This window comes from Paraburkholderia phytofirmans OLGA172, assembly GCF_001634365.1.
In the GTDB taxonomy this organism is placed as follows: domain Bacteria; phylum Pseudomonadota; class Gammaproteobacteria; order Burkholderiales; family Burkholderiaceae; genus Paraburkholderia.
Map to the genome: position 1 here is coordinate 1,703,933 of NZ_CP014579.1, position 26,910 is coordinate 1,730,842.

Below are 26,910 nucleotides of genomic sequence, written 5' to 3' on the forward strand. Positions count from 1 at the left end.
GGTGACCTCACGCTTCGACCGAGGCATCGACACCGCGAACGTGCGGGTGATGTCCGTGCTTGTCCACGATGTGCTCTGTCCGGGCGAGCTTTCGCAGAACAACATAGAAGATGGGTGTCAGCAGCAGCCCGAACAGGGTCACCCCAAGCATCCCGAAGAACACGGCGATACCGATGGCATGACGCATCTCCGAACCCGCGCCACCTGAAACGACCAGCGGCACCACGCCCATGATGAACGCGAAGGACGTCATCAGGATCGGTCGCAAACGCAGCCGGCTGGCCTCGATGGCCGCCTGCACGATCGAGCGTCCCTCCATCTCCAGCTCGCGGGCGAACTCGACAATGAGAATCGCGTTCTTCGCGGACAACCCGACCAGCACCATGAGGCCAATCTGCGTGAATATGTTGTTATCCCCGTGAGTCAGCCAGACGCCGAGCAACGCTGACAGCACACTCATCGGCACAATCATCAGAATGGCCAGAGGCAATGTCAGGCTTTCATACATCGCCGCCAGCACCATGTAGACGAGCAGTACGCTGATCGGGAACACCCAGAGCGCGGCGTGGCCGGCAAGAATCTGCTGATAGGTCAGGTCAGTCCACTCAAACTTCATGCCGCGTGGCAACGTCTTCGCGGCGATCCTCTCGACCGCAGCCTGTGCCTGCCCCGAGGAATAGCCCGGGGCGGGGCCGCCATTGATGTCCGCTGCGGTGTAGCCGTTGTACCGGACGACCGAATCAGGACCGAAGGTCGGCGTGATTTTCACAAGGGTCGACAGCGGCACCATCTCCCCCTTGTCGTTACGCGTCTTCAGCAATCCAATGTCGTCCATATTGGAGCGGAATGGCGCATCCGCCTGCACCCGCACCTGATAGACACGGCCGAAACGGTTGAAGTCATTGACATAGAACGAGCCGAGATAGATCTGCATCGTGTTGAAGATGTCGGTCACCGATACACCCAGCTGCTTCGCCTTGACGCGGTCGACATCGGCATTCACCTGCGGCACATTGATCTGGTACGTGGAGAACGACGGACCGAGCTCGGGCGCCTTCGCGGCCTCCTTGAGGAAAGCCTGGGTCGAATTGTCGAGCGCGGTATAACCTGCGGCCTGCTGGTCTTCGATCTGAAGCTTGAAACCACCGAGCGTGCCCAGGCCAAGAACCGGCGGCGGCGGGAAGACGGCGACGAACGCCCCCTTGATCCCGGAGAATCGCCTGTTCAGTTCCGCCGCAATGCTCAGACCCGTCATGGACTTGCTTTTACGCTCTTCGAAGGCCGTTTCGCTAAAGAAGATGACCGCCGAACTCGACGAGTTGGTGAACCCATTGATCGACAGCCCCGGGAACTGCACGGCTGCCTCGACACCGGGTGTCTTCAGGGCAATATCCCCAACCTGTCGCACGATCGCTTCCGTCCGGTCGAGGGACGCGCCATTGGGCAGCTGCACGATCGCGACCAGGTACTGCTTGTCCTGAACGGGGACGAACCCACCGGGCACCACCTTGCCCATCAGAACCGTCAGCCCCAGCAGGACGGCGTAGAGGGCGAGGATCACGGCCTTGCGGTTGACGATCCTGGAGACCCCCCGGCTGTAAGACTCGGAGCCGCGATGAAAGACCTTGTTGAAGCCGTTGAAGAACGGTCCCAGCACCGTGTCCATGGCCCGGGAGAGCCAATCCTTCGGATCGTGATGTCCTTTGAGCAGAAGAGCGGAAAGAGCCGGTGAAAGTGTCAGCGAGTTGAACGCGGAGATGACCGTCGAAATTGCAATGGTCATCGCGAACTGCTTGTAGAACTGGCCCGTCAGACCACTCATGAACGCGAGCGGCACAAAAACGGCAATCAGCGTCAGGGCGATTGCGATAATCGGCCCGCTCACCTCCTGCATGGCCTGGTGGGTCGCTTCCTTTGGAGACAGGCCCGTGGCGATATTGCGCTCGACGTTTTCGACCACCACGATCGCGTCGTCGACCACGATGCCGATGGCCAGCACCATCCCGAAGAGCGACAGCGCGTTCACAGAAAAGCCAAATGCAAGCATCAGCGAGAACGTCCCGACAATCGAAACAGGTACCGCGATCAGCGGGATGATCGAGGCGCGCCACGATTGCAGAAAGACGATCACCACGAGTACGACCAGTGCGACAGCTTCCAGCAGCGTGTGAATAACGGCATGGATACTCGCACGCACGAACTGCGTCGGGTCATAGACGATCTCATACTTCACGCCTTCGGGCATATCCGCCTGGAGTGACTTCATCTCCTCCCGAACGTGCGCCGAAATATCCAGGGAGTTCGCGCCCGGCAGCTCGAAGATCGCCATCGCGACGGCCGACTTGTTGCTCAATAGCGATCGGCGCGCGTATTCGGAGGCGCCCATTTCGACGCGCGCGACGTCCCTGAGCCGCGTCACGGCACCATCGGGTGAGGTCTTCAGGACGATATCGCGGAATTCATCTTCCGTCTGCAGCCGGCCCTGTGCATTCACGTTAAGCTGCAGCGGGACATCCGGAGTCGACGGAGACGCGCCAATCTGGCCGGCGGCAACCTGGAGGTTCTGGTCCCGGATCGCCGCCACCACCTCGTTTGCGGTCATGTTGTGCTCGGCCACCTTCTGCGGGTCGAGCCAGACGCGCATCGAGTAGTCGCCGGAACCCCACAGGGTGACCTGGCCGACGCCCGGAATACGCTCCAGACGGTCACGCACGTTGATGAGCGCATAGTTCCGCAGATACGTGCTGCTGTATTTCTCGCTCGGCGAAACAAGGTGGACGACCATGGTCAGCGTCGGAGACGACTTGATTGTCGTCACCCCAAGGCGCTGGACGTCTTCGGGCAGGCGGGGCAGCGCCTGGTTCACCCGGTTCTCGACCTGCTGCTGGGCAAGGTCGGGGTTCGTCCCGAGCTTGAACGTGATGGTCAGCGTGAGCGTGCCGTCGCTATTGGCCTGCGACTGCATGTACAGCATGTTCTCGACGCCGTTGATCTGTTCTTCAAGCGGCGAAGCAACCGCGTCGGCGATAACCTTGGGGTTGGCGCCCGGGTATTGCGCCGTCACCACGACGGACGGCGGTACGACGCTCGGATATTCCGATATGGGCAGATTGACCATCGAGATCAGACCCGCCAGCAGAATCACGGCTGACAGGACAGCCGCAAATATCGGACGTTCGATAAAAAATTTGGAGAGGTTCATGGCAGTCTCTGACTAGGTACGAGGCGCAAGGTGGAACGTGCGTACTCAGGACGCGCCCGTCGCGGCAGCGGCGTCGCCCGACATCTGCACGAGGTTCGGCTTGACGGGGTCGCCCGGACGGACTCGCTGCATGCCGTTCACAACAATGCGCTCACCCGGCTGCAGCCCGCCGGTGATCACGCGCAGGCCCCGCTGCTGGTCACCCAGCTTCACTTCGCGGTACTGGACCTTGTCTTCCTTGTCCACCAGCAGCACGAACTTCTTTTCCTGATCGGTCTGGATCGCCGCGTCGCTGACCAGCACGGCCGGATGCGGCGCGCCGCCACCCACGCGAGCCCGAACGTAGAGCCCCGGCACCAGCACGCCGTCCGCGTTGTCAAAGCGCGCGCGCACCCGGATCGTCCCGGAACCGGTGTCAAGCCGGTTGTCCACGGAATCGATCACGCCCTGCCGGGAATAGCCCGTCTCGTTGGCCAGACCAATCCAGGTCGGAACCGTCACCTTCGAGTCGTGACTGAGAAAACGCAGGTACGTCCGCTCGTCGACGTCAAACGACGCATAGATGGGGGACATCGACACCAGGGTCGTCAGCACGGGCGCGTTGGCCCCTGTGGACACCACGTTGCCGACTGTCAGCAACGCACGGGAGACACGCCCGGACACGGGCGCCGCAATCGCCGTGTAGCCCAGATTGATCTGGGCCGCCTCTACGGCTGCTTTCGCCGCCTTCACGGCGGCAATGGCTTCGCGGTTTGCGTTCTGCGCCTCGTCATAGTCGCGTTTGGCGATCGCATTGTCGCTCAGCAGCCGCTGGGCACGCTCCCAGTCACTCGCGGCGTATCCGCTGCGGGACTCCGCCGAAGCGAGTTGCGCGGCGGCCCGATCGACCTCCGCCTGATACGGGCGCGGGTCGATGGTAAAAAGCGGGTCGCCCTTCCTGACCATCGCGCCGTCCTGGAAGTGGACCGCGACGATCGTTCCCGAAACGAGGGGCCGGATCTGTACATCGTTGATGGCCTCGATCCGGCCTGAGTACTCCTGATAGTCGGTGATGGACCGCGAAACCACCGTCGCCACATCCACGTCCGCGGCGGGCGGCGCTGCAGCCGCGGCAGCCTCGGTGACCGGCGTGCCACCGTACGTGTGATACATCGCGCCAACGCCGGCGATGACCGCCAGGGAAATTGCGCTGGAGATAACCAGCTTACGCTTGAAGACCATTTCAAACTCCCGTTTTCTGGTGATATGAATCAGGATCAGGATCGCTCTGAAGTCGCGCCAAATACCCTGTTGAAGAAGGTGGCAACGTCCGCGAGCACCTCCTGTCGCGACGCCAGTTCGTTGTGCGCGACCTTCCCGTAGCGCGTAACCGTCGTGGGTACGCCCGCGGCAATCAGCTCTGCCGCGTACTTCTCCGCTTCCACGTGCATCAGGTCGTTCTCCGCGCTGGCAATGAAGGCAGCAGGCAGCCCCTTCAGGCGGCGGGACTCGATGGGCGCGGCGTACGGATGCAGCCGGTTCGACACGAACGGCAGATAGGCCCGGTAGCCCGACGCACACTCTTCTGCATGCATATCTGGATTTATATCGCTACCCAGATCGGCGATGCGCGTCATGCTCGGATCAAGCAGCGGTGCAAGCAGCGCCTGGGCGGAAAACCGGAACACGGCCTGGTCCCGAACCATGGCCGCCAGGCCCGCCGCCAGATTGCCGCCCGCGTCGTGTCCGGCCACAGCCATGCGCTTTACGTCTGCGCAAAGCGGGCGCGCGTTGGTCACCACCCACTGCACGGCACGGTATCCGTCGCATAGCGCGGTCGGGAATGGAAATTCCGGCGCCAGCGAGTAGCCCACGGATACCACCAGCGCCTCGACTTTCGCCGCCAGCTGCGAGCAGATCGCGTCGGCCTGCTCGGGCGCGCCCTTCACAAAGCCACCGCCGTGAAAGAAGAAGATGACGGGTAAAGCACCGCGCTTGAGCGGTGGACGATAGGTGCGCAAGCGAATCGCCTGGGCGTGGCCGTCCAGCTCCACGCTCCCAATTTCAATCACCTGTTCGACATTTGTTTTCATACCTTTCAGGCCGGGGGCCTTCACGGATGTTTCGACAGGACGGATTGTGGTCGAAGATGTGAAACAGATAAATGGTTATAATCTAGAACACAATTCGCGGCAGCTGAAGAATCAGATGCGTCCCCAAATTTTTTGCCGCGTTTGGCCGGGGAATGCATCTGGTTTGTTAGAGATAAGCGGATATGGACAGGCTTGTGGCTATGCAGTTGTTTACCAAGGTCGTGGAGATGAACGGCTTTGCTCGCGCGGCGGATGCTCTAGGCATCCCGCCCGCATCGGCTACCACCCTTATCAAGAAGCTCGAAGCTCATCTTCAGGTGCGCCTGATGCAACGGACCACGCGTCGCATCAACCTGACTCCCGAAGGCGCTGAATATTACGAGCGCTGCGTACGCATTCTTGCCGACATCGCTGAGACTGAGGACAACCTGAACAATACGGCCAAAGGGCCGCGGGGCAAACTTAGAGTCGACATGCCGAGTTCGCTGGGAAGGGTGGTCGTGATGCCACGCATTGAGGAGTTCCGCCAACGGTATCCGCAGGTCGAACTCATGCTCGGTTTCGGGGACCGCCCGGTGGACCTGATCCAGGAGGGGGTTGATTGCGCGCTCCGGATAGGCCAGTTGGACGACTCCAGCCTGGTCGCGCGACAACTCGGCTCTCTTGCCACGATAACAGCCGCAAGCCCAGCCTACCTTGAGCGCTACGGTGAACCCTGCTCACTCGAAGAGCTTGAACAACACGTCGCGGTGCACTACTTCTCGAGCCGCACAGGACGCGTAGCAGGACTGAATTTCGACGTGAATGGTAAAAACACGGACTTGAAGATGAACGGCGCTCTGACCGTCAATGACGGGGACGCTTATGTAACATGCGGCGTCAATGGAGCTGGCATTATCCAGCCTCCCCTGTTCATGGTTGAGTCACATGTTGCGACAGGTGAACTCAAACAAATACTGACGCCGTGGAAGGTTCGCTCCATGCCTCTGGCAGCGGTCTATCCTCACAACCGTCATCTCGCCGCGAAGGTGCGGGTTTTTGTCGAATGGGTAGCGGAAATCTGCGAACAATCTCCACTTGCGTTCACGCGCAATGCACCGCTGACCGAGAACGCCGGTGACGCTGGCCCGGCCGCGCCGCTCGCACGCTCCGCCGTGGATTTCAACGCCGCCGGCAAAATGAAATGGAAGGTGGACTCCCGCGGCCGGTCGACAGACTCGATGAGGCACCCCACGTCAAGCCTGATTCGTTGAAACCCGTGGCGCCGGGGGACGCCGACTCATCCAAACTACCCCAATGAGGCAACGCGTGAACGATCTCCTCGCGCGTCAACCGGGGATACACGAATCATCCGAGCCCATTGGCATCCCGCCATATTCACCAGTGAGCGCAGTGGGGGCTCTACAGGCTCACCGTTCGGAATCAAGGGAAACGAAGACCTGGGTGATGGACTGAAGGCACAGTTTGACGTCGAAACCGGATTCAATCTCAACAATGGCTCGCTCTTCGCCGACACCACAACCCTCTTCCACCGGCAGGCCCCTCTTCCACCGGCAGACATGGGTTGGGCTCAGCGACGAAAAGTATGGTTCTCTGACGCCACGTTACGCCGTACCGCCGCCGTCCACACTGATATTCTGACCATTGATATAGTGCCCGGCCCCGGAAACGAGCAAGAGAGCAAGACCGGCCACATCCTCGGGCTCGGCGATGCGCCCCATTGGGATTGTCGAGACCGTCATCTTCTCGCGCTCGGGGTTCTCCCAAAGCATGCGGGAGAAGTCCGTGCGCACTGCCCCTGGGTTGATCGAGTTGACGTTGATATTCGAGGGCCCGAGTTCGAGCGCCAGGTTGCGCACCAACTGGTCAATCGCGGCCTTCGCCATGCCGTACAAACCGAGCACGCCCGTGCCGCGCTTCGCGGCGCGGCTCGACATGAAGACGATCGAACCGTACTTGCGCTCGACCATCTGCGGAGCGAGTGCGAGGACAAGCGCCAGGCTGCCGCGCACCCCTTCGGTCATAGTCTTGTCGAATTGCTCGGGCTTCTGACCGAGCAACGATCCGGCAGGCGGATCACCAGCAGCATTGAGCACAAGCGCGTCAATGTGGCCGAAGGCGGCAAGCGCATCGGCCGCAAAGCGTTTCACGCTCTCGGGATCCGTAATATCGCACGCGAACGCCGCGACTTCGAATCCGCCTTCGTCGCGCAGACGGGCGGCCGCGGCGTCGGCGCTTTCCTGGCTGCGCCCCGAAATGACGAGCTTCGCTCCGGACGCGCCGAGCGCGCGCGCAATCGCCAAGCCCATACCCCTGGTGGATGCCGTTACGACGGCGACTTTGCCTGTGAGATCAAAGAGTTTGTTCACGATCAATGCTCCGTGCCTCCCGAGTTCCCGCGGGAGATTGATGGTTGCCAGAGAATGCAATATGGAAAAGTACGCTTGCTTAAATATGCGTATATACGCGATTTTACAGCCATACAGCTGACGCTGCTCAGGTCCCAACCGCAATGCACCTTCACGTCGACAGCGTTTGCGCGAGCGAATGGTCTCTCGACCTTCTACACTTGCGCGGCGGCGCAGGTCTCCTCCTGGAGTTGGCGCCAAAGAATCTTGCCGCTCGCCGATTTGGGAAGCTCACTCACAAACTCGACGATGCGCGGCACTTTGTATGACGCCATGTGCTCACGCGCCCACGCGAAAATGTCGTCGGCTGTCACGTTGCCAACGTGGTTCGAATGCAGAACGACAAGCGCCTTGACCGTCTCGCCGCGGCGCGCATCGCGCGCGGCGATCACGCATACTTCCTTGATTGCCTCATGCTGATACATCAACGCTTCCACCTCGGCCGGCCAAACCTTGTAGCCTGACGCGTTGATCATCCGCTTCAGGCGATCCGTCATGAAGTAGTAGCCGTCTTCGTCGATGCGAGCCAGATCGCCGGTTCGCAGGAAGCGCTTGCCATCGATTTCGATAAACGCCTCGCGGGTTGCTTCCGGGTTACGCCAATAGCCCTGCATGACCTGCCGGCCATGCACGATAATTTCACCCGTCAGTCCCGGTTCAACTTCAAGCAGCGTTTCAGGGTCCACAATCCGCGCCTCGAGGTCGAACATTGGAATACCCAGGCACTGAGCTTTGGGACGCTGCTGCGGATTGAAGTGGGTCGCGGCGATGGTCTCCGACATGCCGTATCCTTCTACGTAGTCGATGCCGACCAGGTCCTTGAGTTTCTTCACTAGCGCGGCCGGCATTGCGGCACCGCCGCCACGCAGCGATTGAAGGCTCGATAGATCGTAGTCTCCCAGCTTCGGGTTGGCCAGGAAGTCGACCATCATCGTCGAAATTGCCGACCATACGGTAACTTGATATTGTTCAATCGCGCGTGCCGCGACGTCGCGATCCCACCGGGACATCAAAATAATCGTCGCACCGCAGTACAGCGGCCCGTTCATACCTCCCTGCATCCCGGTCACGTGGAAGAACGGCAAGATCGTCATCACCGTCATATCCTGGTCCGCATCTATCCATTGAACACTGGCAACCGCAGTATGCATGACGCTACGGTGCGTATGCATACACCCCTTCGGCTTGCCGGTCGTGCCGGACGTATACGGCATCACGCAAAGATCGTCGGGACCGGCAGTCAGCGGCCCGGGTTTGCAACGTGCCGCAAGTGCATCTACCCAGGCCACTGCACCGCGACCGCTAATCTCGCGCGCAGCGGTAACGAATTCCGGCGGTGAGAGGCTTGGCGGAATTCTCAGGTAATCGCTGTAGGTTGCAACGATTGCATGCCGCAACCCTTCACCTTCTTCATTCGAAAGTAGCGGTTCGATGTTCCGGTACAAATCCTGTGCGACGAATATCGTTCGTGCGCCACTGTCTTCGACGTAGTGGCGCAACTCCTCCGTGGTATTCATTGCATTGACCGGCACCACGACTGCATTCGCGCGCAGGATTCCATAATAGGCGAGAACCCACTGCGGACTGTTCTGCATGTACAGAAGAACGCGGTCGCCGGCCTGAACGCCGCACTCATGCTGCAGATAGCCTGCAATGCATTCGGCTTCGTCTTTAAACTCGGCAAACGTTATTGGCGTGTCGTAGAAAACGAGGAACGGCTTGTCGGGGAACCGCGCCGCCGATACTTCGGCGTTGTGGAACAGGTTCGTCGCAGGAATCGTCAACGGCCCTTGCAGATGTGCGGGCCAGCCACGCGACGTTGTATTGGACATACGAACACTCCATAGTTGACCGCCTGATTTACGGGCCGCGAGCTTCAGATCGGGGACCACATCCTGCGCGACAGATCGGCTACTCGGGGCGACAAGTGGCCTCCGTGAACGGTAATTCGACCTGCGCACGAGTGACCGGAAGAATGAAGGCGTTAGAATTCACTGCAAATGTACACACTGATAACACTAAATGGCATCCGCAGTAATCCCGATTGAACGCTAATAACGGCTTCTACAGTGCTCCGCGACAGTGATGTAACGAATGATCAAGACCCCGAACGCCACCGTGAGCAAGACACTATTAGTATGCATGGCGATGATCATGTTAAATGGGTTACCTTCGCCGGGCGCTCTGGTGGTCAACGTCTACGCTTGTCTCGAATCCTGACCAATGGTGCAGGGAATTCTCCGGAAAAGAACAATTGAACGTTCGAATCGTCCCGATAACGGTTTACGGCGTACAACCCGTGCCCAAAAAGCGCGCGATCATTGTATTGCGCAACTGCTGATCGATCCGTCCCGCCCTGCTTTCGCATATCGCACTTGCATTTGCGAGGGAACACCAACACCGTTTTTTGCGGCAGTCAATTCGGCAAGAATGGAAATGGCGATTTCGGGCGGCGTACGGCTCCCGATGTGGAGGCCAGCAGGGCCTTTCATTCGGGAGATCTGCTCGTCGTCCAGATCGAATTCGCGCAGACGCGCACGCCGCGCATCGTTGTTCCGCCGCGAACCCAATGCACCGATATAGAATGCCGGCGTTCTCAGTGCCTCCATCAAGGCGAGGTCATCCAACTTCGGATCATGCGTGAGCGCCACGACGGCGCTCCGCTCGTCGAGCCGCATCGCCATGACGATGTCATCGGGCATGTCGCGCACGAGTACTGCATCCGGTACATCCCATACGTCGGCGTACTCTTCTCGTGGATCGCAAACCGTGACCTGATAGTCGAGGCCGATCGCCATTCGAGTGAGATACTGCGAGAGCTGTCCACCACCAATCACGAGCAAACGATAGCGTGGGCCTAGCACCGTTTGCAGGGTAGCGCCGTCGAAGCGCAGGGCATCGGTCGCGAAAGCGGCCGCAAGCTGCACCTCGCCCGTTGCCATGTCCAGCGTACGCTTGACGAGGCGCCCCGCTTGCAGTGCGTCCAGCAGCTGCGCCATTCCACTTGCACCGCTGAGCGGTTCGAGTACGAGTTCGATGGTCCCACCGCACGGCAGTCCGAAACGATGGGCTTCGTCCGCACTGATGCCATAACGCAGCGTGCGCGGCAAGTGCTCAACGATGCCTGCGCGGCGAACCTGCGCAATCAAATCGTCTTCGATACAGCCCCCCGAAACGGAGCCCACTGCCACGCCGTCTTCACGGACCGCGAGCAGGGAGCCCGGCATGCGCGGCGAGGAGCCCCAGGTCTTGACGACGGCAACGAGCAAGGCGCGGTGGCCTTCCCTCAACCAGCGGGTCGCGGTCCTCACGACTTCCATGTCCACGCTGTCCACGTCAGCCCCTCATCGCGCTGTGATGTCCCGGATGCGTTCCGAGGGGGCGACCTTCAGTCGAGACAATCTTCATGTCAAGGCCGTGCGGCCAGTTGCGCAGCATGCTCGACGACCTTGGCGAGTTTAATGTCCAACTCGCGCCCCACTGCGGTGACATCCGCATCACCGAACTGGCCGAACAGCGTAGAGGGTTGGTCATATTCCACTCGCACCACCCTAGGCGCTTCTTCGTAGACCAGTACGGACAGCGGCGCATAAAGACCCGCCCGGATATCATGGCGCGTCATCCGCAAGGCAACGCGAGGGTTTCCGATGTTGTAGCGCATGGCGTGCCGCCTGGTTCCGGCCAGGTTGAGCAGCACCCCGTGATTCTGCATCGAGAAGATCATCAATCCTTGATCCCCTTCCATCTGCGCGAGGCGAGCATCCGCCGAGGCCGGGTCTGTTTGTAGCAGCGCCTTCAGGGAAGTGGGATCGAAGCGACCGAGCGAAGCCTCCAGGTGCCGTGTGAACGACTCAAAATCGACCTTGGCTTCCAGGCTCACGTGGGTCACTGTTATTTGTGTGGCGGACGCTTGAATCAGGATATCGGCGTTCATTGTGGTTGGCAGCGGCTCGCTATGTCCGGTTGTAGAAAGTATTCCTAACCCAATCATGATGGCAACGCGCAGGGGGCTCATCACGCTGTTTTCCTAAGCGTGTCTGACTGCGTCAGCGAGGGCTCGGCTGAGCATGACCCTGGCCAATTGCAGGCGGTAGACACCATCAGCAAAACCATCCTCGAGCGGCGTCACGTCGGCGAACGCCGTCTCGACGAGACGGCCGATCTCCTCTGCCGACCCAGTGAACCCGCTGGCGAGCCCGGCTTCAGCCGTATGTGCGCGGAATGCCGTCTCAGCCACCCCAGTCACCCCAATCATGCCGCCTGTACACCGATTACCCGCGTAACGCAGGGCGACGGCGGCTGCGGCCACGGCGTAGCCCGAGGCGGGGTGGCGAAATTTCCGGTAGGCCACGCGATCCGGCCCTGGCAATGGGATGAAAATACGCGTCAGCATCTCGTCCTGCTGTACCGCCGACGACATGAAGCCAACAAAGAATTCATCTGCCGGGATGACTCGCGGACCAGCAACGCCGGTGATCTCCATGCGCGCATCCAGCGCCAACATGACCGCCGGCCAGTCAGCCGACGGGTCAGCGTGGACCAGCGAACCGCCAATGGTTCCGCGATTGCGCACGGTCGGATCCGCAATGACGCCGGCTGCTTGCGGAATCAACGGCAAGAACTCCGCCAGCCGCGGATGACTGCCTAGTTCGGCATGCGTGGTCGCGGCGCCGATCGCAATGTGATCGGGATGAACTGCAATGCCGTGCAATTCCGGCAACCCGCCAATGTCGATCAACCGCGAGACACTGGCCAGACGCAGCTTCATGAGCGGGATCAGCGAATGACCTCCGGCCAGCAACCTGGCTTCGCTGTCACTGGCGAGCATGGCAAGCGCGTGTGCCACATTTGTCGCTCTAAGATACTCAACAGCATAGGGGATCATGCGGGGCTCCTGTTGGCGCTCTGAATGGCGCGCCAGACTTTTGGCGGGGTAAGCGGCATATCGATATGGGTAATGCCGAACGGCTTCAGGGCGTCGCAGACCGCGGAGACGACCGCAGGCGGTGCTCCGACGCAGCCGGCCTCACCAATGCCCTTCACGCCAAGAGGATTGCTCGGTGACGGGGATACATGGAAAGATGTGCGCATACGCGGCACCTGCTCGATCCGCGGGAACCCGTAATCGAGCAGGGACCCTGAAAGCAGCTGCCCGCTTGCGTCATATCTCGCTTCTTCGTGGAGCGCCTGACCAATGCCTTGAGCAATGCCGCCGTGCATCTGACCGTGGCACAACAGCGGATTGATCATCACGCCGACATCGTCAACCGCAACATAGTCAAGAATGCTCACTACTCCCGTCTCGGGATCCACCTCCACAACGACCGCGTGACATCCGTTGGGCGCCCCCATCGAAGTGGGTTCATAGAACACCCGTTCGTCGAGTCCGGCTTCCATGTCGCGCGGAAGCTTGCTCGCTACATAAGCCATCCTGGCAACTTCGGCAAAGGACGCCGTGATGCCTGCCTCCGTCGAAAACACCCCGTTGGCATATTGCACATTCTCTTCCTGGGCCTCCAGCATGCTCGCAGCAATCTTGCGGGCCTTGGCCAGAATCTTGCCCGCCGCAACATAGGCCGCGGAGCCTCCCACCGGCATGGAGCGCGAGTTGAACGTGCCATGGCCGGCCAGAACGCGATCGGTGTCGCCTTGCACGACGTCGATGTCGTCCATCGGCAGTTGCAGTGCGTCGCCGACGATCTGAGCGTAGCTGGTGGCATGACCATGACCTTGCGGCATCGACCCGCTGAACAAGGTCACCTTGCCATCGGAATGGACACGGAGGTGGGCGCTTTCCCAGCCGCCGCGGTCGAAACCCACCCGGCGGAGCAATTGGGAACTGCCCATGCCTACGAGTTCGAGATAACAGATCACGCCAATGCCGATATACCTGCCTTTATGCCGTTCGGCTGCCTGTCGTTCGCGCCAGCCGTCGTAATCGATCATCTCCATGGCCTGGGACAGGCAGGCTTCATAGTCGCCGCTGTCCCATTTGCCGCGCGCATTGTTATGCGGCTGGTAGGGAAACTGGTGCGCCTGTACGAGGTTCAGGCGGCGCAGCAAGACTGGATCGATGTCGAGCGCATTGGCCACCGCATCCATTGTCCGCTCGATGATATACGCGGCCTCGGGCCGGCCGGCGCCGCGGTAGGCATCGACCGGCGTGGTGTTGGTCGTCACCAGGTCGACCTGCACGTCCACATTCGCAATCTGATAGTTGCCGGTGACATAGCTCGCCGTATTGATGGTCGGGATACCCGTTCCCATGTTGGAAAGATATGCGCCCAGATTGGCATACGACCGGACCTTGATTCCCAGCACCTTGCCTGCATTCGTGACGGCGGCATCCACGTATTCCACGTGGTCGCGCCCGTGCGTCGTGGCTAAGTGGTTCTCGCTGCGGGTTTCGGTCCAGCTCACAGGGCGGCCGAAATTCCGGGCGGCGAAGGCCACCAGCACCTCTTCAACGTAGAAGTGCATCTTGCAACCGAAGCCGCCGCCGATATCGGGCGCAACGACGCGGATCCGGTGCTCGGCCCAGCCCAGCGTCTCGGCGAGCCATCGCCGGGACATGTGCGGCACCTGGCTTGGCAAAATGAAGGTAAGCCGCTCGTCCAACGCATCGTAGCTGGCACAGAGCGCCCGGGGTTCCAGCGGACTCGGAATCAGGCGCTGGTTGACGAGGCGAATGGACACGACCCGGTCGGCCGCCTTCACCACTTCCTCGTAGTCGCCGCCCTTCAACCTGAATATGCCGATCAGGTTGCCGGGAACATTGTCATGAAGGAGCGGAGCCCCCTCCTGAAGCGCAGCTTCTGCGTCCACGACCACGGGTAGTTCGTCATACTCAACGTTCACGAGCTCGGCGGCGTCGGCCGCCAGTTCCCGTGTCTCTGCCACCACCATGGCTACGGCCTCTCCTGCGTAGCGCACGCGCTCGGCCGGCAGCACCGGGTGCGGCGGCACTTTGGAATCACCCACGACCCAGTTTGGGCGGATATGCCCGACCTTGCCGGTGATGTCGGCATGGGTGAGCACACCCACCACACCCGGCATTGCCAAAGCAGCTGCCGTGTCGATATTCCGGATCCGCGCATGGGCGAAAGGCGACCTGATGAAAGCAGCAAAGGTCATCCCGGGAAATTGGTGGTCGTCGGTAAACCGGCCCTGTCCGCTCATCAGGCGCTGATCTTCCCTGCGCCTGACGGGCTTGCCAATATAACGGGTGCTGGCGTTGTCATGCCCTTCACTCATGGCTCGCCTCCTCAACCGGTTGAGCCGCTTGTTCCTTCAAGCGGGCTGCCGCAAGCAGAACTGCGTCCACGATGTTCTGATATCCGGTGCAGCGGCACAGATTGCCGTGCAGCGCTTCGCGAACCGCTTCCTCCGAAGGACTTGACGTATTGACCAGCAGCGCCCGCGCGGCTATCAACATGCCGGGCGTGCAGAATCCGCACTGCAGCCCATGACACTCATTGAAGGCGCTCTTCAGCGCGGTGGTGATGGGGTCGTGCGCCATGCCTTCGATGGTCTGCACGCTACAACCCTCGGTTTGTACGGCCAGCACGGTGCATGACTTGGCAGTCTTCTGATCGATCAGAACCGTACAAGCACCACATTGTGAGGTGTCGCACCCGATATGCACGCCCGTCAACCCCAGCGTATCTCGCAAAAGATGAACGAGAAGTCGTCTCGGTTCAGTATCGATGGTGCGCGGCGCACCATTGACGCAATTCTGTATCTGCATGGGTATCACCCTATCCCGTTGTCCGCACGTCTCGCCGGACGGATCGAAGTTCTTCGACCCGCCTGCATTTATAAAATGACGATCGTCATACTTTGCGGCGCGGCGGCATCCTCGCACTCGCTCACCAGTTTTTCAAACCGCGAGAAGAAGTCCGCGAGGAACTTGTTGGCCACAGCGCCCACCAGGCGGGAGCCGATTTGTGCGAGCTTGCCGCCAAGTTGAGCCGTGGCGGTGTAATGCAAAGCGGTTCCGCCATCGATGTCTTCCAGGTGAACATCGGCGATCAGTTTGCCGAACCCTGCGATCCCGCCACTGCCGTTGCCTTCGATTCGATAACCGGTGTCTTCCCTGAGATCCAGGAAACGCGCACTGCCTTTGAACCGGGCCTTGATTGGCCCGACGGACGCCGCGATAACGGCGTCGTAACTTCCGTCCTCCGCCTGCTCATAGCGCTCGCAACCCGGCAGGCACTCCTGCAAGGTCCGCGGGTCGTTAAGACGTTGCCATACGGTGGCGCGGGACGCGCTGATGTTTTGTGATCCGTTGAATTCCAAACTAACCTCCTCCAGTCCAGCAATGTATGCTCCGATAACATCCTAGGGAGCCATATCGCCATGGTCAAGATCGGATGGCACAAATCTCGGCTGGTGTTTACCCCCAGTCCCCCGGCTTCATGACCCTCAGCGCAGGGGAAACACTATGCAATGACGGTCGTCATCTTATATATTGATCGTAGTCTTCAGCGTTTGCATGAGAGGAGTTCGACGATGCGTTACCCACCCGAGCACAAGGAAGAAACCCGAGTCAAGATCATCAAAGCGGCTGCCAGGGCGTTCCGCAAGCATGGGGTCGACGGCATCGGCGTCGCGCAACTCATGAAGGGTGCAAAGCTCACGCACGGCGGCTTCTACGCGCACTTCGAATCGAAGGATGACCTCATCGTAGAGGCAATCGATGCAGCGTTTGCCCAGATGAGGAAGCGGCTCGAAACCGTGGTGTCGGAAACAACGCCCGATCAGCGTCAGCGTGCCGTGCTCGATGCCTATTTATCGCAGTGGCACTACGATCGCCCGGAAATCGGCTGCGCCATTCCCGCACTCGGCGCAGATGTTTCGCGTCTGGACGCCACCGCGAGGCACGCGTTCGCACGGGGCATCAATGCGCTGGTCGAATTGGTCGCCGGACAGGAAAAAGACAGCGAGTCGCGCGCAGCCGCCATCACAATGCTGGCAACAATGGCCGGCGCGATGTTGCTGGCGCGCTCCGTTCGCTCGGACGCACTCTCCCAGGAAATTCTCGACGCCGTACGAACCAACGGATAGCCGTCTTATCCGGCTTAAGGTTCAATGGCTTCCCGGCCGGGAAGGTCCGCCCGCGAGACATCCTTTTGCAAAGCCCTATCCCTTATGTATATGCGACGTTTGACGGTCGAATGCGGAATGCGCTTTATCGACTTCTACACGCGATTTCGAATTCTCATTCGGTCGCATTGGCACAGCTTCCGCATACAGACTGCTGTCTGCGAGCTACAAGCGGAATTCCGATAACGAGTGCGACGACAGCAATCACCTCAACCCCTGCGGCGGCAATGAAGCCGCTGGCGTAGCTGCCCGTTGCATCGCGCAAATACCCGGTCATCCAGGGAGTCAAAAATCCTGCAATGTTGGCCACAGAACTGATGAGCGGCACGCCAAATGAAAGTGTATTTTCGCGCATGAACCGCGCTGGGAGTTGCCAGAAAAGCGAGACCCCAGCACCTGTCCCGGCTACCCCGAACACCAGCGCGGCAAAGGTGGCCGGCCGGCTGCTGTGCCAGACAAAAACCAGCATCACGACACTTGTGAGCGTGACCAGCGCAGCGATTGCGCAATGCCACCGAACGTCTCGATAACGGCTCGCGAATGCAGAGAACGCAATGTTGCCGATTGCACCAAGCACACATATCGCAGCCAGCGCGTTGCCTATCGCGCTATACCCTCCGAAGCCAGCTTCGCGCAGGATCGTCGGCGTGAAGAAGCCTAAGGCGGTGTTAGCAGCCAGAATGCAGAAATAGATTCCTGCGAGCAGCCAGAGCATGGGGTTGGCCATCAGGGGGGACGAGCCCTCTACGGGCGGTAAAGCATGATTCCGGTCCTGTGCGAAGTCGTCCAGAATAAGACGTCGCTCGGCGTCCGAGAGCCAACGCGCGGTAGCGGGCCCATCTGGCAGGACAAAGAGCGCCACCCCGCCGAGTAGAACTGTCGGAATGGCTTGCAAGAGAAACATCCATCGCCATCCAGCCAACCCCCACATGCCGCTCATGTGCTCGAGCACGAAGCCGCCGCTCAAGCTCACAGCGACTGTCGAGCAAAGTGCCGCAGAATGGAAAATGCTGAAATTTCGCGTGCGCCGCTTCGCTGGAAACCACTGGTTGAAATATAGAATGACGCCTGGGTAGAACCCTGCCTCGAAGACGCCAAGCAGAAAGCGGAGGGCATAAAACATTCCGGCAGACTTGACGAACATCATGGCGATACTGGCTGCGCCCCAGCCGATGGCAATCATCGATATGAGTCGTCTCGCACCAATGCGTTGCTGAACGATCGCACTCGGAACAGATAAAAAGACATATCCGAGGAAAAACAGCCCTGCTCCAAGACCATATGCCGTCTCGCTAAAATGCAGGTCCGAAAGCATTTGCAGCTTTGCAAACGCCACGTTCGCCCTGTCTACCCACGCGAGCATCCATAAGCCAAACAGAAGGGGGATGATTCGCCATTCAGAATTCAAATAGGCCTTGCGCAACAACCGGCGCGAGTCGGCGTCTACCTCTAATGCTTCTGTTTCGAATAACGCGCTCATCAGATTGTCTCCAATTACAGGTTCCCAGTTCTTGTGCCGGTTCCCCTAAAGTTTCAGTAGCTCCGATCTTTCGATCGGAGCCTTGACTCTGTCATGCCCACTTCGCGGGCACGACTTCTCCGCGATTTTCTCCAAAGCCAATCCGCGCGTAACCTGGACGCTCGCACCAGCCAGTCATCACAACTACGTCGCCGTCTTCGAGGAATGAGCGGGTTTCGCCATTCGGCAACCCGATTGGCGACCTGCCGCCTTCGGTGAGCTCGATCAACGCACCGGCCTCGGCTCGGGTCGGACCCGAGATCGTTCCGCTGCCTAGCAGATCACCGCTGCGAAGATTGCATCCGCCAACAGTGTGATGGGCCACCATCTGCGCGACGGTCCAATATTGATGACGAAAGCTCGTGTGCGTAAGGCGCGTCGGTGCCCTACCGTTGCGCCGGGTGTCCCCTGTCTCAAGCGCCACCTCGAGCTGAATATCGATCGCACCGGACGCATGCGTTTCGGGCGAGGACAGGTAGGGAAGCGGCTGCGGATCGCTCTCGGGGCGCGTCCATTGCGCACGAAATGGAGCGAGCGCTTCCATCGTGACAATCCATGGCGAAAGCGTAGTCGCGAAGTTCTTTGCCAGAAAGGGACCAAGCGGAGCCGCTTCCCACGACTGGATGTCGCGGGCGGACCAGTCGTTTAGCAGACAAAGTCCGAACACATGCTCTTCCGCCGACTCCACTGATATCCGTGTGCCCTGCTCGTTCCCGGTCCCGATGAAAATGCCTAGCTCCAGCTCGTAGTCAAGCTTGGCGCACGCTCCGACCTCGGGCTCCTGCCTGCCGGCCGTCAGGCGCTGACCAAACGGCCTCCGAACCCGTTGACCCGATAGACCGATGCTCGACACTCGACCGTGGTAGGCGCTTGGCATCCAATGGAAATTGGGCGACACCACACCGTCCGGGCGGATCAGCTTGACGATGTTCCGTGCGTGATCAATCGACGTATAGAAATCGGTGTAGTCGCCGATCTGCGCGGGCAAGCAATATTCGACATCGCACTGGGCAATCAGACACTTCTCGAGTATGTCGACCTCGAGCCCGACACGCCGACTTTCGTCCCGCGTCTTGAACAAGGCGAAAAGCGCATGTCTCAACGCCCGCCATGCTACTGGCCCCATGCCGAAAAACGCATTCAGGCTTGCTTGCGCACATGCTCGCGCCGCCTCAGCGGCGAGCCCGTCAAACGCACCTGCATCGGTCAATGCACCGAGATCGATCACCTGATCGCCAAGCGCAACGCCGCCGCGAAACCCCTCCACCGTCCCCGCACGGCGGAACACACCAAATGGAAGGTTCTGCAGCGGAAACGGGGTGTCATTCACGTTCGCGGCCTCGAGCCAGCTCTTCGCCGAGGCGTCGTGAGTGTGATCAAGGCGCATCGAAATCCTCGCGGATACTGCGGCGGCTCAGCAGAACCTTACGTTCCCGAAGTTCCTGAATGAACGCAGGGTCAACGTTCCTCTCCGCGAGCAGTTCAACATTGTGCTCCCCCTGAAAAGCCGGGATACCCGGAGGCGGCAAGGTGGCCGTGCTAAAGCGCCACGGCGCCCCAGGCAGTCGCATCGTCCCGCCGGAGCGATCGTCGACTTCCACGATGGCCCCCCAATCCGCAGCCCATTCGGACTCCGCAATTTCCCTGGTCGTGCGAACCACACCGATCGCAAGACCCTGCTCGCTCACTTGGGCCTGCAGTTCATCGAGATCGGTGAACGTCATGATCCACGTCCGGACTTCAGTCAGCAGCGCATCGAGATTCTGTCGACGTAGCAGTGCGGTGCCAAAACGCGGGTCGAGCAGAAGATCCGTGCGTCGCATCATCGCGCAATAGCGGAGAAACATCGGCGAGTAGATCGGGCTGGCGGCAATCGTCACCTGACGGCCGTCGGGCAGCCGGAAGATATGAGACTCCGGCGCGCTCAATGCGGGCGGCTCGCCGTTCGTGTCGATATTCGAAAGCTGCGCGCCCGCCCGCTCGTTGACCGCCAGCATGGTCGCGGCCATTGAAACGTCGACATGTTGCCCCTCGCCCGTGCGGTTTCGATGCTGAAGCGCGGCGAGGACGGCGATGGCGCCATGCAGTCCGGTGTAAACGTCCGCGTGACTACACGCATCGTTCTTGAAATCATCCGGGCCGTACCCGTAGTGTTCGCGCAGAATGTCGGTGAGCCCAGTCTCAGCCTGGACTGTCGGGGCGAACGCGGGCCGGTTGCGCCACGGACCCGTTTGACCGTAGCCGCTCATCGATACATAGACGACCCTGGGATTGAACTCGCGAACCTGCTCGTATCCCAGGCCAAACCGCGCGAGGGTACCAGGACGGAAGTTTTCGACAATGATATCGGCCTCGCGGCACAGATCGGTCACGATCGCACGCGCCTCGGGCCAGTTCAGATCGAGGCTCAGGTTGCGCTTTCCTGCATTCTGCTGCGCATAGTAGACCGACATGGTGCCGATGAACGGGACACCACCCCGTCCGGAATCGCCGCCGGGCGGCTCAATCTTGGTCACGTCGGCGCCCAGGTCACGCAACGTCTTCGTACAAAGCGGGCCTGCGAGCACTCGTGTGAAATCTACGACCTTCAGTCCTTCAAGCGGAGCACCCATGATCAATTCCCCTCAAATACTGCCGAGCCGGGTCCGCTCTTCATGAAGGCGGTAAGACCGCGCTTCTGATCAGTGCTCGCCCACATCATGTCGTTCATGTCCGACTGCCTGGCGTCTGCGCCGGCAATTCCGTGACGTGCCGACAGGTTGGCCAGGGTCTTGATGGCGCGCAGCGCGACCGTGGGGCCCGCCGCGAGTTGTCTTGCCCACGACATCGCCACCGCAAGCAGCTCAGACTCCTCGACAACAAGATTGATCGCCCCCCAACGTTCCAGTGCTGCCGGACCGTGGCGGCGGCCGAACATCGCCATTTCCTTCGCACGTGCGGGGCCGACGCGCTGCACGACACGCTGCACACCACCGAGCAGCGGGATCAGGCCCAACGACGCTTCCGCCATGCCGAAGAAGGCCGTGTCCGCTGCCACAATCATGTCGCAGGTCAATGCCAATTCGAAACCGCCGCCCAGCGCCGCACCGTGGACAGCCGCAACAGTGGGAATCCGAACGTTTTCGAGTGCATCAAGCAAAGCGTCCAGCCCTGCCTGATCCCGTCGGCGCTGCCCCCCAGTAAAGCCCGCCACATCCGCCCCTGCGCAGAAGTGCCGCATTGCACTGCGCAGCAGAATCGAGCGGCAACCCTCGTCGACGGCCTTGGTGTAGGCGCCGAGCAGGTCCTCCAGGAATACGTTCTCGATAAGGTTATGGGGCGGCTTCGACATGGTGACGACGCCGACCGCGCCGTCCTTTTCAAACACGACAGTGCTCATTTCTCGTCCGGGATGAGTGCCCGGCACAAGGCCAGGCATATTGGTTGACGCAGAAAGCGAAACAGATCAGGGATGCCGACGAAGCTCGCTCTGCCCGTCAGAAGGGCTAGATGTTGTCGTCAGAGCACTCCAGAACGATTCGACCTGAGAGAATGATAACGATGTTAACTTGAAGCGAAATCGGGGAATTCCCGAGCAACCTCATACCACGCACATTCAGGTCACGATACGGTCCGCTTTCTCGTTGGCGTGGCCGAACGGCCGACGATGCGTTGCGCGCGTGGAATTCGCACGCCTATAATTGGCTGCCTTCGACGACCTTTGACCAATACCGTGAGTCCGAAACCCTCAAGCGAGACACCTGCGCCGTACCACCATGGGAATCTTCGCAATGCCCTGATTGCCGAGGGTCGTACGGCATTGGAAGAAATTGGCGTCCACGAGTTGAGTTTGAGGTATCTCGCCCGTGCGGTAGGCGTATCAGAAGCCGCCCCCTCCCGGCATTTTGCCGGCAAGGAAGGTCTGCTGGCCGCGATCGCAGCCGATGGATTCATGGAACTTGCCGCCTTGAGAACTACGATCCAGGCACGCGACGAGCCTGCGATGGCGAAGGCATACCGGATGATGCGGACCTATGTCGAATTCGCGCAGCAGCACAAAGGACTGTTCGACTTGATGGTCGGGCCGCGCATCATCGTTCGCGAGTGTTATCCGGAACTCGTCGAAGCAGGCCTGAAATCGTTCAACTTATTCGCATCATCGGTTCAGGATGCGGCGCTGGAAAGCGGCTGGCAAAAGCGCTCCGTGCCGCTAGTGACCCACGCGGCCTGGAGCATGGAGCACGGGCTTGCCACTTTAATTCTCTCCGGCCGGGCACCTCAATTCGGTTATTCCGTGCGTATCGATCAGATGATTCATTTTTCGATCTGCATGTTTCTGAGTGCCATTGCTGCCGGTCCGTCGCATCTTGAAGCGTGGATTCGTCTTCCAGACATACCCACCGAAACCGAGGCGTAGTCAGGTAAAAGGCGACCTGGTTGATTACACACTTCAAGTTGCTGCAACTGGAGTCCACCAGGGTCATCGAGTAAGCCGACACTTGCGCATCGGCCAATTAGTCTACAGAAGCGCGACCACCCGCACGTCGCCCTGCTCGGCCGACGCCACCACCTTGTCGCCGATCCGCCGGAACGTGATCGACACCGACGAATCGCCCACCTTCAGGTCGCCTACTTCGAGCCAGTCGATGCCCTCGGGCAGCATGGGGTGTGCGATGACGACTTCGCGCCGCTCCGCGTCGATCGTGATGCCCAGACAGGCTTCGAGCATCATGAACGGCGAGCCTGCCGCCCAGGCTTGCGGCAGACAGGCGACTGGATAGGCGGTGGGCGGCTCGCCGCGTCGCCGCGGGAAACCGCAGAACAGCTCGGGCAGACGCATGTCGAAATTGACCGCCGCCTGGAATAGTGCCTGCAACAGCCGCACGGCCGCCACCTTGCCGCCGTAGCGTGACAGGCCCCGTGCACAAAGGGCGTTGTCATGCGGCCAGACCGAGCCGTTGTGGTACGCCATAGGATTGAAGCGCGCCTGGCTTGCAGCCAGCGTCCGCACACCCCAGCCGGTGTGGAACAGCGTGGAGTCGAGCGCGCGCACCACCGCTTCGCCACGCTCGCGCGAGGGCAGACCGAAGGCCAGCAAGTGGCCCGCATTCGACGCCATCACGCGGCACAGTTCGCCGTGACCGTCGAGCGCGATGCCGTAGAAGCCGGACTCTTCCATCCAGTACTTTTCTTCGACACACTGACGGATTTTCTTCGCGCGCTCGCTGTAGTGCTTTGCCTGATCGTGCAGTCCGCGCAGCTTGGCAAAGTGAGCCATCGTGTCGAAGGCGGCACTCGCATATGCCTGCACTTCGACGAGTGCAATAGGGCCGTCGGGAAACCGGCCGTCGGCGTGGAACACCGAATCGTGGCTGTCCTTCCAGCCTTGATTGGCAAGACCGCCATCGGACTCGCGCTGATAGTCCAGCAGACCGTAACGGTTCTTGTCGCAGACACCCGCGACCCACTGCGCCGCGCGCTCCAACGCCGGCCACAACTCGTCGACCAGTGCGAGATCACCCGTGCGTGCCGCATAGGCGCCAGCCAGCACGATGAAGAGCGGCGTGCTGTCGACGCCGCCGTAGTACAGCGCGAATGGCACTTCGCCGGTGGCGGCCATTTCGCCCTTGCGCATTTCGTGCATGATCTTGCCGGGCGCGGCGTCACGAAACGGTGAATTCTCGCGCGCCTGATGTTCGGCGAGAAAGCGCAGCACGCCCGCGGCCAGATTCGGTTGTAGCCACAGCGTCTGCAACGACGTGATGATCGCATCGCGGCCGAACGGCGTTGAAAACCATGGGATGCCGGCGTAGGGATACGGACCCGTGGCGAGATCGGTAGTCAGCAGACCCAGGTCGGCCAGCGAACGGTCGATCCACGCATTAAAGAGCGGATTGCTCGAACGCACGCGCGCGGTGACGCGGCGCCGTTCACGCATCACCAGGTGGGCGTCAACTAGTGCGGCGCGCACGGCAGCGCGGCCGACGCGCGGGCGCTCCGCGTCGATTTGCGACAGATGGGCTTCGCTCACCGCATGCGTGGGTTGTGCGACGCCCGCGGCCGGCTTGTTGGCTTGCGCGACCACTTGCACCGAGACAGACAGATAGATCGACACGCACGCTTGCGCCGGCAGCTTGACGGTGTAGTCCGCGCGATCGGCGAAGAGCTTGTCCGGCTCCGGCGAGAAGGCGATCTGCACATTGCGCGCCACGTCATCGAGACCGATATAGCCGAGCAGCACCTCGCGGTTCTCGACGCGCGCCGGCTCGACTCGACCCTGTTTGTCGCGCCTGAGGCCGCGCACTTCGAACATGTCGCGGAAGTCGCTGGCAAAGGAGATGGATAGCGGCACGACCGCGTCGCTCGTGCCGTAGTTGGTGAGTTCAATGGCTTCGTTGAGCACGGTGCCCGAGAGCACGCGCACACGTTCGACGTGGATCACGCCCTCCGGTGTACTGTCTCCGCCGAGCGGCGGCAGCGGGCGGTTGGTCAGATGCGCGGTGAACGAGGTGTTGTCGCTGCTGACGCTGCCCGACAACAACGAGGGCGCGCGGCCGCCGAAGGTGAGGCGCAGGCTCGAGAGGACACGGGTGTCGTTGACGAACAGGCCGTCGTCGTGGCCGGTGATATCGCCGAGGGGGTCGTTGACGATGAAGGTGTCGCCAGACTTCAGCACGTGCTGGGTGACGCTTGCGACGTTGAGGTTTTCCGTCGGGATGAATGCGCCGTCCGGCTCGGGTTCGCGGTGGTCGATTCCGCCCGAGTGGGACAGGCCGCCAAGGGCTTCTGGCTGCTGCATCAGGGTCGCTCCTATGGGGTTCGTGTTCGTGTTCGCTTTCGCGATGGCGTTTGCTTTCGCGTTGACTTTCGCTTTCGGTTGCCGCTGGGTGCCGGCTGATCGTTTCCGATTGTAGAGGGTCTGTTCGCGTCAGACGAACTTATCACATGCGAGTTTCGATTTTTTGTTTTGGCATGGGACATGCAGGCGCGTTTTTTTGTTTCCCTGTGCGGGGCAGGCAACCAACCCAAGAAAAGGCCTGCCTGCAAGGCACAAAACCACCTCTAGCGCCGAGCAGGCAAACAACCAAAATCTTTACCGCTTGGCAAGCGGCCGAGCCTCGCGCTGAGTCTCCCCGACAAACAACTGCCGCGGCCGCCCAATCTTCTGCTCCGGATCGGCGATCATTTCGTTCCACTGCGCAATCCAGCCGACCGTACGCGCCATTGCGAAGATACACGTGAACATCGCCGTCGGAATGCCCAGCGCCCGCTGCACGATCCCCGAATAGAAATCGACATTCGGATACAGCTTGCGCGAAACGAAGTATTCATCCTCAAGCGCGATCTTCTCGAGCGCCATCGCGAGCTTGAACAGCGGGTCATCATGCAGCCCCAGCTCTTCCAGCACTTCATGGCAGGTCTCACGCATCAGCTTGGCACGCGGATCGTAGTTCTTGTACACGCGGTGACCGAAACCCATCAGCTTCACGCCGGAGTCCTTATCCTTCACCTTCGCAATGAACTCAGGAATATTGTCCACCGAGCCAATCTCTTCCAGCATGTTCAGTGCGGCTTCATTCGCGCCGCCGTGAGCCGGACCCCACAAGCAAGCAATACCCGCTGCGATACACGCGAACGGATTGGCCCCCGACGAACCCGCCAGACGCACCGTCGACGTCGACGCATTCTGCTCGTGATCTGCATGCAAAATCAGAATGCGGTCCAGCGCGCGCACCAGCACGTCATTGACCTCGTACTCTTCCGCCGGATTGGCGAACATCATCCGCATGAAATTCGCGCTGTACGACAGGTCGTTCTGCGGATAAACAAACGGCTGGCCAACGGTGTACTTGTACGCCATCGCGACCAGGGTCGGCAGCTTCGCAATCATGCGAATCGCGGATACGTCGCGGTGCTGTTGATTGTTGATGTCGAGCGAGTCGTGATAGAACGCCGACAGCGCGCCGACGGCCGCGACCAGAATCGCCATCGGATGAGCGTCACGGCGGAAACCGCGGAAAAAGAAATGCATCTGCTCGTGCACCATCGTGTGCTGCGTAACCGTGGTGACAAACTCTTCCTTCTGCTGCGCATTCGGCAGCTCGCCCTTCAGCAGCAGGTAACACGTTTCGAGGAAGTCGGCGTTTTGCGCCAGATTGTCGATCGGATAACCGCGGTACAGCAGCTCGCCTTTGTCGCCGTCGATATACGTGATTTCGGAATTGCATGCCGCAGTGGACATGAAACCCGGGTCGTACGTGAACTTGCCGGTCTGGCCGTACAGCTTGCGAATGTCGATGACATCCGGCCCGAGCGTGCCCTGATAAATGGGCAAATCAATCGTCTGATCGCTGTCGGAAAAGCTCAGCGTTGCGTGTGTCTTCGAGTTCATTTACACGTTCCTATTACTTTCACATCGCACACATGCCGGCATGCTCGATCGTCGGATTACCGCGTGGCATGCTCAGGCTCCGCTTCGCATTCTACGGTCGGAAGGGGCTTTGATTGCGGCGATTGACAGCAACAATCCATCTCGAGTGACGCAACATTCGTTGCCTGAAAGATCGGCCAAATCTCCCGAAACACGAGGAAGTACGCCGCATGGAAGGGCACCATGCTCGC

20 protein-coding genes and 1 pseudogene are annotated in these 26,910 nt (G+C 60.4%); 4 read left to right on the plus strand and 17 right to left on the minus strand.

Annotated elements, in window-relative coordinates; translation table 11 throughout:
- Positions 1-7 precede the first annotated feature (7 nt).
- Genes AYM40_RS27645 through AYM40_RS27655 form a run of 3 tightly spaced genes read right to left on the minus strand, consistent with a single transcriptional unit; the run spans position 8 to position 5,274 of the window.
- Complete coding sequence (locus AYM40_RS27645; RefSeq protein ID WP_063499307.1) at positions 8-3,202, minus strand: efflux RND transporter permease subunit; 3,195 nt, start codon at positions 3,200-3,202, stop codon at positions 8-10.
- Between the two features lie 45 nt (positions 3,203-3,247).
- Positions 3,248-4,423 carry an efflux RND transporter periplasmic adaptor subunit gene (locus AYM40_RS27650; RefSeq protein WP_063499308.1) on the minus strand — a complete coding sequence of 392 codons (1,176 nt, stop codon included), beginning with the start codon at positions 4,421-4,423 and terminating at the stop codon, positions 3,248-3,250.
- Positions 4,424-4,458: 35 nt separating this feature from the next.
- The gene (locus tag AYM40_RS27655) at positions 4,459-5,274 is read right to left on the minus strand and encodes an alpha/beta hydrolase (RefSeq protein ID WP_063499309.1); all 816 of its coding nucleotides are present in this window, start codon (positions 5,272-5,274) and stop codon (positions 4,459-4,461) included.
- A gap of 200 nt (positions 5,275-5,474) precedes the next feature.
- Here AYM40_RS27655 and AYM40_RS27660 point away from each other — a divergent pair, with 200 nt between their 5' ends.
- Both AYM40_RS27660 and AYM40_RS42765 read left to right on the plus strand, forming a co-directional pair.
- Entirely contained in the window at positions 5,475-6,527 is a 1,053-nt protein-coding gene (locus tag AYM40_RS27660) for a LysR family transcriptional regulator (RefSeq protein WP_236721104.1), read from the plus strand.
- Positions 6,528-6,656: 129 nt separating this feature from the next.
- Positions 6,657-6,873, plus strand: a pseudogene (locus AYM40_RS42765) (porin); the annotation flags it as partial.
- 5 nt (positions 6,874-6,878) lie between these two features.
- On the opposite strand, the gene AYM40_RS27665 reads toward AYM40_RS42765, so the two are convergent.
- From AYM40_RS27665 to AYM40_RS27700, 8 genes are all read right to left on the minus strand, one after another.
- A complete protein-coding gene (locus AYM40_RS27665) occupies positions 6,879-7,643 on the minus strand; it encodes an SDR family NAD(P)-dependent oxidoreductase (RefSeq protein WP_082855504.1) in 765 nt (254 codons plus the stop codon).
- Between the two features lie 194 nt (positions 7,644-7,837).
- The gene (locus AYM40_RS27670; RefSeq protein WP_063499310.1) at positions 7,838-9,514 is read right to left on the minus strand and encodes a long-chain fatty acid--CoA ligase; all 1,677 of its coding nucleotides are present in this window, start codon (positions 9,512-9,514) and stop codon (positions 7,838-7,840) included.
- A 486-nt stretch (positions 9,515-10,000) separates the two neighbouring features.
- On the minus strand, positions 10,001-11,017 hold the full coding sequence (locus AYM40_RS27675) for an XdhC family protein (RefSeq protein WP_063499311.1): 1,017 nt from the start codon (positions 11,015-11,017) through the stop codon (positions 10,001-10,003).
- Between the two features lie 74 nt (positions 11,018-11,091).
- Complete coding sequence (locus AYM40_RS27680) at positions 11,092-11,697, minus strand: DUF302 domain-containing protein (protein WP_082855343.1); 606 nt, start codon at positions 11,695-11,697, stop codon at positions 11,092-11,094.
- 12 nt (positions 11,698-11,709) lie between these two features.
- Entirely contained in the window at positions 11,710-12,567 is an 858-nt protein-coding gene (locus AYM40_RS27685) for an FAD binding domain-containing protein (protein WP_063499312.1), read from the minus strand.
- Complete coding sequence (locus AYM40_RS27690; RefSeq protein WP_063499313.1) at positions 12,564-14,936, minus strand: xanthine dehydrogenase family protein molybdopterin-binding subunit; 2,373 nt, start codon at positions 14,934-14,936, stop codon at positions 12,564-12,566. Before AYM40_RS27690 ends, AYM40_RS27685 begins: the two co-directional genes overlap by 4 nt.
- A complete protein-coding gene (locus AYM40_RS27695) occupies positions 14,929-15,435 on the minus strand; it encodes a (2Fe-2S)-binding protein (protein ID WP_420488522.1) in 507 nt (168 codons plus the stop codon). Before AYM40_RS27695 ends, AYM40_RS27690 begins: the two co-directional genes overlap by 8 nt.
- Before the next feature lie 62 nt (positions 15,436-15,497).
- Positions 15,498-15,983: an SRPBCC family protein gene (locus AYM40_RS27700; RefSeq protein WP_063499315.1), complete on the minus strand. Its 486-nt coding sequence runs from the start codon at positions 15,981-15,983 to the stop codon at positions 15,498-15,500.
- Between the two features lie 213 nt (positions 15,984-16,196).
- Between AYM40_RS27700 and AYM40_RS27705 the strand changes: the two genes are divergently transcribed.
- Positions 16,197-16,751, plus strand: coding sequence for a TetR/AcrR family transcriptional regulator (locus AYM40_RS27705; protein WP_063499316.1), 555 nt, complete (start codon positions 16,197-16,199; stop codon positions 16,749-16,751).
- A 154-nt stretch (positions 16,752-16,905) separates the two neighbouring features.
- Here AYM40_RS27705 and AYM40_RS27710 read toward each other — a convergent pair whose 3' ends face one another.
- The 4 genes from AYM40_RS27710 to AYM40_RS27725 all read right to left on the minus strand — a co-directional run bounded on the left by AYM40_RS27710 (position 16,906) and on the right by AYM40_RS27725 (position 21,688).
- Positions 16,906-18,270: an MFS transporter gene (locus tag AYM40_RS27710; RefSeq protein WP_063499317.1), complete on the minus strand. Its 1,365-nt coding sequence runs from the start codon at positions 18,268-18,270 to the stop codon at positions 16,906-16,908.
- A gap of 91 nt (positions 18,271-18,361) precedes the next feature.
- Positions 18,362-19,696 carry a fumarylacetoacetase gene (fahA, locus tag AYM40_RS27715; RefSeq protein ID WP_063499318.1) on the minus strand — a complete coding sequence of 445 codons (1,335 nt, stop codon included), beginning with the start codon at positions 19,694-19,696 and terminating at the stop codon, positions 18,362-18,364.
- On the minus strand, positions 19,686-20,921 hold the full coding sequence (locus tag AYM40_RS27720; RefSeq protein ID WP_063499319.1) for a CaiB/BaiF CoA transferase family protein: 1,236 nt from the start codon (positions 20,919-20,921) through the stop codon (positions 19,686-19,688). Before AYM40_RS27720 ends, fahA begins: the two co-directional genes overlap by 11 nt.
- A gap of 2 nt (positions 20,922-20,923) precedes the next feature.
- Positions 20,924-21,688 carry an enoyl-CoA hydratase/isomerase family protein gene (locus tag AYM40_RS27725; RefSeq protein WP_063499320.1) on the minus strand — a complete coding sequence of 255 codons (765 nt, stop codon included), beginning with the start codon at positions 21,686-21,688 and terminating at the stop codon, positions 20,924-20,926.
- A 333-nt stretch (positions 21,689-22,021) separates the two neighbouring features.
- Between AYM40_RS27725 and AYM40_RS27730 the strand changes: the two genes are divergently transcribed.
- Positions 22,022-22,705: a TetR/AcrR family transcriptional regulator gene (locus tag AYM40_RS27730; RefSeq protein ID WP_236721105.1), complete on the plus strand. Its 684-nt coding sequence runs from the start codon at positions 22,022-22,024 to the stop codon at positions 22,703-22,705.
- A 102-nt stretch (positions 22,706-22,807) separates the two neighbouring features.
- On the opposite strand, the gene AYM40_RS27735 is transcribed toward AYM40_RS27730, so the two are convergent.
- Positions 22,808-25,087, minus strand: coding sequence for an amylo-alpha-1,6-glucosidase (locus tag AYM40_RS27735; protein ID WP_063499322.1), 2,280 nt, complete (start codon positions 25,085-25,087; stop codon positions 22,808-22,810).
- A 294-nt stretch (positions 25,088-25,381) separates the two neighbouring features.
- Complete coding sequence (gene gltA, locus AYM40_RS27740; protein WP_063499323.1) at positions 25,382-26,680, minus strand: citrate synthase; 1,299 nt, start codon at positions 26,678-26,680, stop codon at positions 25,382-25,384.
- Positions 26,681-26,910: the final 230 nt, after the last annotated feature.